The following is an 8,022-nucleotide window of genomic DNA, read 5'->3' as shown; positions in this document are numbered from 1 at the left end:
CTCGGAAGCCGACCTCGCAGCCGCACTGGCGACGGAGACCGACACCCCCGAGTCCTGATCAGGAGCGCCTGCCACCAACAGCCCGGCCGTGTCTCACGAAGGGACCCGTCACCGGGCACATCGCCGGGCGGGTCTGTTGAGACGCCGATACCCCCGGGTTCTCGCGGGCTCCCGACACGGCCGCACGTGTGCGGTAGCCGATCCTCAGGTTCAGTCACTCGCTGGCTTGTGTGCGGATTTTTTCGAGTGCTGGGTGTTCGCCGACGCCGGTGATGTTCCATGCTTCGGGGATCACGCGGGTTTCTGGGGAGGTGTGCTTGCTGCTGTAGACGCGGAAGGGTGTGCCGTCCATCGGTTCGATCACGACGTGCATGCCTTCGGCGGTTCCGGCGTCGAGGCGTGTGCGTACGTTTTCGGCGCCTGCGATGCGCATACGCGGATGCCAGATGCACATGCCGGCGATGGGGACCTCAGTGTCGAGGATCCGGACGCCGCTGTCGCCGTCGTTGCCGGCGGTGGTCGCGTTGAGGATTTGGGCGCCGTCGGAGAGCAGCTGTTCCATCGCTTCATCGCGTGTGCCGTTCAGGGTGGCGTTCATGGATTTGTAGTTGTGGATGACCGCACATCGGCCCTCGAGGAGCATCCGGGCGATGCGAGTCCAGATGCGTTCGTTGAGGTCGGGCATCGCTGCGGGGAACGGCAGGCTGACGTCGGCAAGGCGTTCGATCGTGCCGAGGTCGTCGGCGTACTCGTGGAGCTCGTCGTCGATGAGCGGGGAGTGTGAGGCATCGACTTGCGCCACGATCGGGTGCCCTTCGACCTCGAGGCGGAGTTTGTCGAGCTGCTTGAAGTGTTGCAGGAAGCGGGTGGCGCGTGCCACCGCTGCGGATGGCTGTCCAACCGCTTCGAGTGTGATGTCCGTTGATCCGTTGCGGGAGTCACGCGGGAACCGCCAGAGCATCGTGAGGCCGCCTTCGAACAGCACCTCGACGAAGCCACCGACGTCTCCGGCGTTGGAGTTGATCGTTCGACCGTTCAGTGCGCCAAGGAGTGTGCCGTCTCGGTCGTACGCTTCGACGCGGGCTGGTCGGGATTCGGCGGTGCTGAACATTGGGGTGAAGGACAGGGCGACGTTGTGCTCGACGCCGGCGAACCATTCGGTTGGCCCGTCGAGCACCAGTGACTGCACGACATGCTCGGGCAGGTCCAGTTGCTTCCCGCGTCCGTAGCCGAAGACGTCGTCGGTGAGCTTGCGGAGCTCGTCGTCGGCGCCGAACGCGGTGTTCATTGTGATGCGCAACGGTTCCATGACCGGGGCGTCGTCCCGCTTGGCGTAGAACTCCCATACGACGCCCCCATCGCGGAAGACGGGTTTACGCCCCCAGTACAGGCTGAACGTGTCTTGTTGCGCGAGATAGCGGTTCAGGCTGTCGGCGGCGTCCGCGGTCGTGGTCGGTTGCACGTCTTTCCGTCCGACCCGGTCGAGCGCGTTGTTGACGGCGTCACGGACCGCCCAGTCGTGCACGTCGGTGTGCTGCGTGAGCAGCTTGTCGAGCTCGACAGTCCCGATGACGTGCGCCGTGGTGGAGGTGTCGTGGGCGAGGTTCGTGACGAACTTCTGCTCGGCAGCGGTGAACTGCTCGGGTACCACGAGCGTCCAGTGGTCCGGTTCGTGCTGCAACGCGCTGCGGAACGACTTGGTGATCTGCTTCCGCCGGCTCTGCGCCCAGCCCGATGAGAAGCCCTCGGGGAAGTGCTTCAGCTGGTAAATGTGCACGATCCGGCCGCTGGCGGGATCTCGGAGCGCAATGTCGATGCCGGCATCGCCGCCACGACCATCTGGGGCGACGGAGACAAATCCGCGCGCATCTCCGTCACGGGTGATCAGGACGTTGACGATCCGCTCGAACTCGCTGCGCTCGAGCCGAGTCCAGTCAACGTGCGTAGCCATGCCCGGATCGTAACCGCCACAACGGACACCACTGCGGTGCCGCCTGCTGCGCTAGTTCTCTGACGCGTCGGTTCGGATGCGGCGGACGGTAGCGATGTCGGTTTGGCGGGCGAGGGTGCGGTAGATGGTGGTGCGGCTGACGCCGAGAACTTCACCGATCTGCGCGACGGTCATGTCTTGCTGTTCGTAGAGGCGACGCGCGGTGCGTGCCTGGTCGGGGGAGAGCCGGGGTGGACGGCCGCCGGTGCGGCCGCGGGCTCGAGCGGCGGCGAGGCCGGCGTGGGTGCGTTCGCTGATGAGGTCGCGTTCGAATTCGGCGAGGGCGGCGAACACGTGGAACACGAGCCGGCCACCGGGGGAGGTGGTGTCGATGGTTTCCTGCAGCGACCGGAACCCGATGCCGCGTTCCGCGATGCCGTGGAGTTGGTCGATGAGGTGTCGGATGCTTCGGCCGAGCCGGTCGAGCCGCCACACGACGAGCGTGTCACCGGGCCGGAGCTGGTCGAGCAGCTTTGCAAGCTCAGGACGGTGCTCGAGGGACCCGGACATGGTGTCGACCCAGACGCGGTAGCAGCCAGCAGCATGCAACGCGTCGAGTTGCAGCGACGCATCCTGATCGGTTGTCGACACTCGCGCGTACCCGAGGAGCTCACCCATGCCGGTAACTGTAGCGAAACCCGTCAGCGCGTCTGCGTGTCGGTACGTAGTTTCCGGGACTGATTTCCGGTACAAGACACGCCGGTGCAGCGGCGTCTCGGCGACCATTGCCGGTGAGTGTGTCGTATTCGAACGGTTTCGTACACGGGTGGGATGACGCTGTCGGGACATTCCACTTCCGCACTCGGGCTGTCGCTGCTCGATCCGGCGAGACTGACTGGATGGGTGCTGCGCAGATTCGCTCCGTCACTGACCGGGAATGGTCGGTGCATGATGCCGACACGGGCGAGCGGATCGGTTCGGTCCTGCACGAGAATGGTGCGTATTTCCTCACCGACGCCGCGGACCGGGATCTCGGAGCGTTCCGTCTCCTCGAGCACGCCGTCCGGGCGCTCCCACCCTCGCGGTCAGGAGAGGCTGCGCTTTGGCGAATGGGGTGGTGGCTCGGCCAGCACCTCCCCAGAGCTCGCTGCCTGCTGCTCCTGGGAGGTATGGCCGTGGCAGCTGTCATCTCTGCGTGTGTGTTGCGTCGTCGTCGCTGACTGTGTTCTGCGGGAGCGGGTCCGGCTTCGGCGTAGGTTTCGCGGAGTGAGTACGAATGAGGAACCGACCGAACCGGTCATGGATGGTGCGATCGACGCTACCGACGCTGCGAAGGCGGAGGGTTTGGTGAAGCAGGTGCAGCACGACCACCCGGGCAGCAGCGCAGATCTCGTTCGGGACCTGCAGATCCGTGCGAACGAGACCGGGGTCGCGTCCCACAACGACGGTTGATCGCGTTCTGCGGGTTCCCGCGGGGTAGCTGCTACCCGGGAAGAGGTTGACGGTGAGTTCTGTCCAGGAGAATCACCGAATGACTTCACCCACCATGGAGCGAACTCGCCTGGTTGAGCGCACGCCAGATGTCGCTGCAGCACGCACAGCCGTTGCGCGAACGCATCGCACCTTCGGTCTTGATGTCGCCCAGAGCGGGGTGCCGTTCCGGTTCGAAGAGACCATCACCGGGACAGTGTTGCTGTCGCTGGAGTCCACGCAGTGCACCGGAACCGTGCGCGGGGAGGTCGCGCCCGATACTGCCGTGACCGTGGTGTGGTTGAAGTCCGGTCGTGGCGCCGTGGATGGGAAGCCGCTCTTGCGGGGTCGGCCGGTGCTGTACCGGGAGGGCCGGCAGTCGTTCCGGTGGGATGGGTTCCAGAAGGACCTGATGCGCATCGACCGGGCGACGGTCGAGCAGGTCGCCGCGGAGCGGGGTGGGTGGAACCTGGCGCCGTTGGAGTTCAAACCGCATCACGTGCCCGAGGGGGCGCCGCTCGCGGCGTGGTGGTTGGTGGTGCGTGCGGTCGCGGCGGAGATCCTCGGCCACGTTGGACCGGTTCCCCGAGAACGGGAAGAAGAACTCACCCGGTTCGCCGCCGCCGGCTTGCTAACTGCGGTTCCGCACTGGCCGGTCGGGCAAGGTCGGGAGGCACCGGCGCGCACCCGGTTGACGAAAGCCGAAGCGTTCCTGTTGGACCACATCGCCGAGCGGATCACCGTCGACGACGTCGCGCAGGCTGCGGGTATGAGCGTGCGGGGGCTGCAGGGTGCGTTCCAACGCATCCACGGGGTCTCGCCGCTGTTCTACTTGAAGGGCATCCGCTTGCTGCTGGCGCGGGAGCAGCTCGAGTCCGGTGAGGCGGAGTCGGTTGCGGCGGTCGCCCGATCGGTCGGGCTGACGCACCTCGGCCGGTTCGCAGCGTCCTACAAAGCGGAGTTCGGTCAGCTCCCCGGCGACGTGCTGCGTGGCATCGCGTGACCGAGCGCACTCGCTGACCGGTATCGAAGCGCGGCGTCGAGGACGACGAGTCGGTAGAACACGGTCCGGTGCGCGTCCGTGAGACCGCTGGGGGTGGTCAGCATGGCGGCTCGATGGGGGTGGTCTCGACGTGGCGGTCGAGTGCGGTCTGTGCGGCCTGCAGGGTGCGGTAGTCGCCGAGGTACTCGCCGAAGCCGTTGCGGACGAAGAAGTGGCGGCCGTGCTGGTCGATGGTGCCGGCGAACGCGCCGCCATGGTCGGCAACCCAGAACCCCGCGTCGGCGGCAGCCCACCGCAGCACGGCTGAGGAATCGGGGACGGTGAGCGCGGGGGAGGTCTTGCGGTGGTGCAGCAGGATGCTCATGCGCGGGGCTTTCTGAGGAAGTCGCCGTACGTCGGCTCGGTCGGAGAGATCAGCTCGTCACTGGTTGCTGGGGTGGTGGTGACGATGGTGGGGAGGTCGTTGATGCGGGCGACGACGATCGCGTGGACCTCAGCCGGCGTCAACAGTCCCCGGCGATGCCACTGCTGCGGATCCGCCCGCGGGCCAGCTTCGAAGAGCGGTGTCGCCGTGGGTTCTTGCAGGAGCGGCCCCATGTCGATCGGCTCAGTCGGCGTCGTCGCCGCGTCGTCGCTCACCAGGCACTCGCGAGGACGATGGCTACCGTCGCGACGGTCACCGAAACGAGCCCGGTCGTGACCGCGAGGACGGCGAGACGTCGGGTTCGGCGTGCGTGCTGCACCTCGGTCAACGGGGACCGCTGTGCACCGTAGTGGGCGGTGAAGATGAGGTCCGCGCGGGGTGCTGGCACAGGTGCAGCAGCGGGAGAAACAAGGGTGGGCGTCATGCCGAGCGGCCTTCCCCGTGGCATAACCGGCCACGGTGACTGGTCAGGCACCACCACGGTCGTGCTGTCGGCGAGAAGCGCCGGCGTCGTCGCGACCGGGGCGCGGGAGTCCTGACAGCAAGTAGGCTACGAACCCAGACCAGCCGGCGTCTAACTTCCTTAACTAGAAGCGTTATCTGGTCAGTCGGTCGGGTTGGTGGTGTCCGTCGCGGTGCGGTCCACAACCTCCTGCACGGCGGTCGCGAGTGCGGCGATGCGTTCCGCTTCCTCCGCGGGGACTGCGTCAAGGAGCTCCTGCACGGCCGCGGGCAGGTCTTCGTATGCTCCGGTGAGGCTGTGCTGCCCGGCTGTGGTCAGGCGCACGATGCGGGAGCGGCGATCGTCCGGATCCGGCTCCCGGACCGCGAAGCCCCGTGCGACGAGCCGGTCGATCGTCATCGTCGCCGCAGCACTGCTGACACCAAGCGTTTCGGCGAGGTCCGCTGCGCGCGCGGGAGCGCCGGCGGCTTCCCGTGCGGCGAGGAACTGCACCGTCTGGAAGTCGTTCGCTTTCAACCCCATCCGGGCACGTGCCCGGTTCTGCAACATCGTCTCCGCGACCCGAAGCCGGTTCACTGATTCCAGCAACAGCACCCCACCCGGAACCTGCTCACCGTGTTCCACCGTCACCACCTCCAGCGGCACGTCCCGCGCAACCTGTTCGGGACGTCTTCGAGTTTGGCAGGCCGCCGCCGAGCCGGCATTCGGGCTGCGCCGTACCCCGACGTGCCGGGGCGCTCCCGGCGGGTCGGCCTACCGTGGCGAGCGGACCACGTCAGGAGCACTCATGGGCGATCTCGCCACCGCACTCGCCCAGTACCGGCATGCTGAATCGCAGCTCCGGCACCGCAAAGACAGCGTTTGTGGGACCTCGGCTACCGAAGCGCGAGCCTTGACGTTCATCTACGCTGCCGCCGATGCCCAGGCGCTGCCGACCGCGAAGCAGATCGGTGCGCACCTCGGCATCAGTTCCGCGTCCGTCACTTCGCTTGTCGACCGGCTCACCCTTGCCGGACTTGTCGTCCGCGCCAAGCACCCCACCGACCGCCGCTGCATTTGCATCAGGCCCGTCGGGAATCGCATCGACCCGAACTCCCTCGCTGGACTCACCGGCCGGATGAACGCCCTCGCCGCCGCGTACCGCGGCCGCGACGCAGCCATGATCGCCGGGTTCCTCACGCAGCTGACCACTCTCATCACCGACGAAGCGGCGGACGACGACACTGCACGAGCCGCGGCCGCGTAGCCCAGCTTCAATCTGTCTCGGCAGGGGATCGGCTATCGGGACGTCTCGATCGCGAGCTGGGTGACCTCGACGACAGCGTCGGAAGGCATGTCCGGGTAGTAGTTCTCGCGCAGCTGCTGCGCGAAGAGCTGCATGTCAGTCTCCGGCGGCTGGTGGGCTTGTTCGGCAGTGAGGGCGTCGAGCCGGTACTGGTGCACGGCGATCACTGTGCCGGGGACCGGCCCTGCCGTCGGGTGTTCATCGAAGACGAACACGGCTGCCCCCACCGGTACGTCCTCGTTCCACCGCACGGTGGTGACCTTCTCGCCCGACATCACTGCTTCGTGGTGCTTGCGATGGAAGTGGATCGTGTTGGGTGCTGCACTGACCATGTGCCCAGTCTGCCGTAGCGGCAGAGGGCGGCGACCGACGTCCCGGTTCCGGCGGCGGTCGGACTACCAAGGCCAGGACCGTCCGTTGAAAGACCCTCCAACGAGACGACTCATGGTGTGATCGTCGATAGCGTGGAGCGGTGACTTACGACCGGTACGAGCCCTATCGGACGAGCGCCGTCGACGCGGACGGAGGCGCCTCGATTTACTGTGAAGAGTCAGGCAATCCAGACGGTCTGGCTGCCCTCTGGCTCCACGGCGGTCCCGGAGGATCACTCGGTAGCGGCTGGTACCGCACCCACTTCGACCCGGCACGGTACCGACTCATCGGGATCGACCAACGCGGCACCGGCAAAAGCCGCTTAGTGGGCGAACCGCATGGTCGGATGGATCGACAGAACACTCAGCAACTCATCGACGACATCGAAACCGTCCGCCGAACCCTCGGGATCGACGCCTGGGTCGTCACCGGGATCTCCTGGGGAACCACGCTCGCGTTGGCGTACGCACAACAACACCCGCAACGTGTCCGCGCACTTGCGCTCATGGCCGTGACGACAACCAGCCGGAGCGAGGTCGAGTGGATCACGGACGGCGTCGGTCGATTGTTCCCAGCGGAATGGGACGAGTTCGAACGTGCCAGCCACCGACGTTCCGGCGAACGGATCGTCGACGCCTATGCCCGTCTCCTAGTGTCCTCGGATGCCTCGACTCGCGAAGCGGCAGGTGCGGCTTGGGACAAATGGGAGAACGTCCACGTCTCCTTGGACCACCCCGAGCTTCGGAACGAAGGACACATCGGTCCTGATCGCCGCGAGGAGCTTCGCTCGGCTGGTGACGCACTACTGGAGCAACGACGCCTTCATGTCCGGAGACAACGCAATCCTGGCTCGGCTCGACCGCATCCAACACATCCCCACCACCCTGGTGCACGGCCGAAGAGACATCAGCGGCCCCGCGGTGACAGCCTGGCGGCTCCACCAGGGTCTCCCACAAAGCACGCTCACCATCGCGGAGGATGAGGGACACGGCGGACCCCAGCAAAGCGCCGAACTGACACAAGCACTCGACCGAATCGCAGCGGGCGCCTGAACCGAAGGGGGCGCCCGGTAGCC

Annotated in this window: 9 protein-coding genes and 1 pseudogene; 4 read left to right on the top strand and 6 right to left on the bottom strand. The window is 66.5% G+C overall.

Going from position 1 to position 8,022, the window contains the following annotated elements; translation table 11 throughout:
* Window positions 1-214 precede the first annotated feature (214 nt).
* Window positions 215-1,951, bottom strand: coding sequence for a hypothetical protein (locus Q9R26_RS18405; RefSeq protein WP_311228180.1), 1,737 nt, complete (start codon window positions 1,949-1,951; stop codon window positions 215-217).
* 51 nt (window positions 1,952-2,002) lie between these two features.
* Window positions 2,003-2,608, bottom strand: a complete 606-nt coding sequence (locus tag Q9R26_RS18400) for a recombinase family protein (RefSeq protein WP_311228179.1) — start codon at window positions 2,606-2,608, stop codon at window positions 2,003-2,005.
* 853 nt (window positions 2,609-3,461) lie between these two features.
* On the opposite strand from Q9R26_RS18400, the gene Q9R26_RS18395 reads away from it, so the two are divergent.
* The gene (locus Q9R26_RS18395) at window positions 3,462-4,403 is read left to right on the top strand and encodes an AraC family transcriptional regulator (RefSeq protein ID WP_311228178.1); all 942 of its coding nucleotides are present in this window, start codon (window positions 3,462-3,464) and stop codon (window positions 4,401-4,403) included.
* Between the two features lie 97 nt (window positions 4,404-4,500).
* Here the strand turns inward: Q9R26_RS18395 and Q9R26_RS18390 are convergent, their stop codons facing one another.
* From Q9R26_RS18390 to Q9R26_RS18380, 3 genes are all read right to left on the bottom strand, one after another.
* Window positions 4,501-4,767, bottom strand: a complete 267-nt coding sequence (locus Q9R26_RS18390; RefSeq protein WP_311228177.1) for a hypothetical protein — start codon at window positions 4,765-4,767, stop codon at window positions 4,501-4,503.
* Window positions 4,764-5,042, bottom strand: coding sequence for a hypothetical protein (locus tag Q9R26_RS18385; RefSeq protein WP_311228176.1), 279 nt, complete (start codon window positions 5,040-5,042; stop codon window positions 4,764-4,766). The genes Q9R26_RS18390 and Q9R26_RS18385 overlap by 4 nt, the downstream gene beginning before the upstream one ends.
* A 389-nt stretch (window positions 5,043-5,431) precedes the next feature.
* The gene (locus Q9R26_RS18380; RefSeq protein ID WP_311228175.1) at window positions 5,432-5,935 is read right to left on the bottom strand and encodes a MarR family transcriptional regulator; all 504 of its coding nucleotides are present in this window, start codon (window positions 5,933-5,935) and stop codon (window positions 5,432-5,434) included.
* Window positions 5,936-6,077: 142 nt separating this feature from the next.
* On the opposite strand from Q9R26_RS18380, the gene Q9R26_RS18375 reads away from it, so the two are divergent.
* A complete protein-coding gene (locus Q9R26_RS18375) occupies window positions 6,078-6,536 on the top strand; it encodes a helix-turn-helix domain-containing protein (protein WP_311228174.1) in 459 nt (152 codons plus the stop codon).
* A gap of 32 nt (window positions 6,537-6,568) precedes the next feature.
* On the opposite strand, the gene Q9R26_RS18370 is transcribed toward Q9R26_RS18375, so the two are convergent.
* Window positions 6,569-6,907: an ASCH domain-containing protein gene (locus Q9R26_RS18370; protein WP_311228173.1), complete on the bottom strand. Its 339-nt coding sequence runs from the start codon at window positions 6,905-6,907 to the stop codon at window positions 6,569-6,571.
* A gap of 140 nt (window positions 6,908-7,047) precedes the next feature.
* Between Q9R26_RS18370 and Q9R26_RS18365 the strand changes: the two are divergent.
* Both Q9R26_RS18365 and Q9R26_RS18360 read left to right on the top strand, forming a co-directional pair.
* Window positions 7,048-7,593: pseudogene (locus Q9R26_RS18365) on the top strand (alpha/beta fold hydrolase); the annotation flags it as partial.
* Between the two features lie 148 nt (window positions 7,594-7,741).
* Window positions 7,742-7,999, top strand: a complete 258-nt coding sequence (locus tag Q9R26_RS18360) for a hypothetical protein (protein WP_311228181.1) — start codon at window positions 7,742-7,744, stop codon at window positions 7,997-7,999.
* Window positions 8,000-8,022 lie beyond the last annotated feature (23 nt).

This window comes from Curtobacterium sp. BRB10, assembly GCF_031844325.1.
In the GTDB taxonomy this organism is placed as follows: Bacteria; Actinomycetota; Actinomycetes; order Actinomycetales; family Microbacteriaceae; genus Curtobacterium; species Curtobacterium poinsettiae_A.
This window is presented reverse-complemented; position numbering and strand designations above follow the sequence as displayed.

Bases quoted from the DNA above. Each gene is read 5' to 3' on its own strand.
- Q9R26_RS18395 (WP_311228178.1), top strand. From the start codon at position 3,462: ATGACTTCACCCACCATGGAGCGAACTCGCCTGGTTGAGCGCACGCCA.
- Q9R26_RS18405 (WP_311228180.1), bottom strand. From the start codon at position 1,951: ATGGCTACGCACGTTGACTGGACTCGGCTCGAGCGCAGCGAGTTCGAG.
- Q9R26_RS18390 (WP_311228177.1), bottom strand. From the start codon at position 4,767: ATGAGCATCCTGCTGCACCACCGCAAGACCTCCCCCGCGCTCACCGTC.
- Q9R26_RS18370 (WP_311228173.1), bottom strand. From the start codon at position 6,907: ATGGTCAGTGCAGCACCCAACACGATCCACTTCCATCGCAAGCACCAC.
- Q9R26_RS18375 (WP_311228174.1), top strand. From the start codon at position 6,078: ATGGGCGATCTCGCCACCGCACTCGCCCAGTACCGGCATGCTGAATCG.
- Q9R26_RS18400 (WP_311228179.1), bottom strand. From the start codon at position 2,608: ATGGGTGAGCTCCTCGGGTACGCGCGAGTGTCGACAACCGATCAGGAT.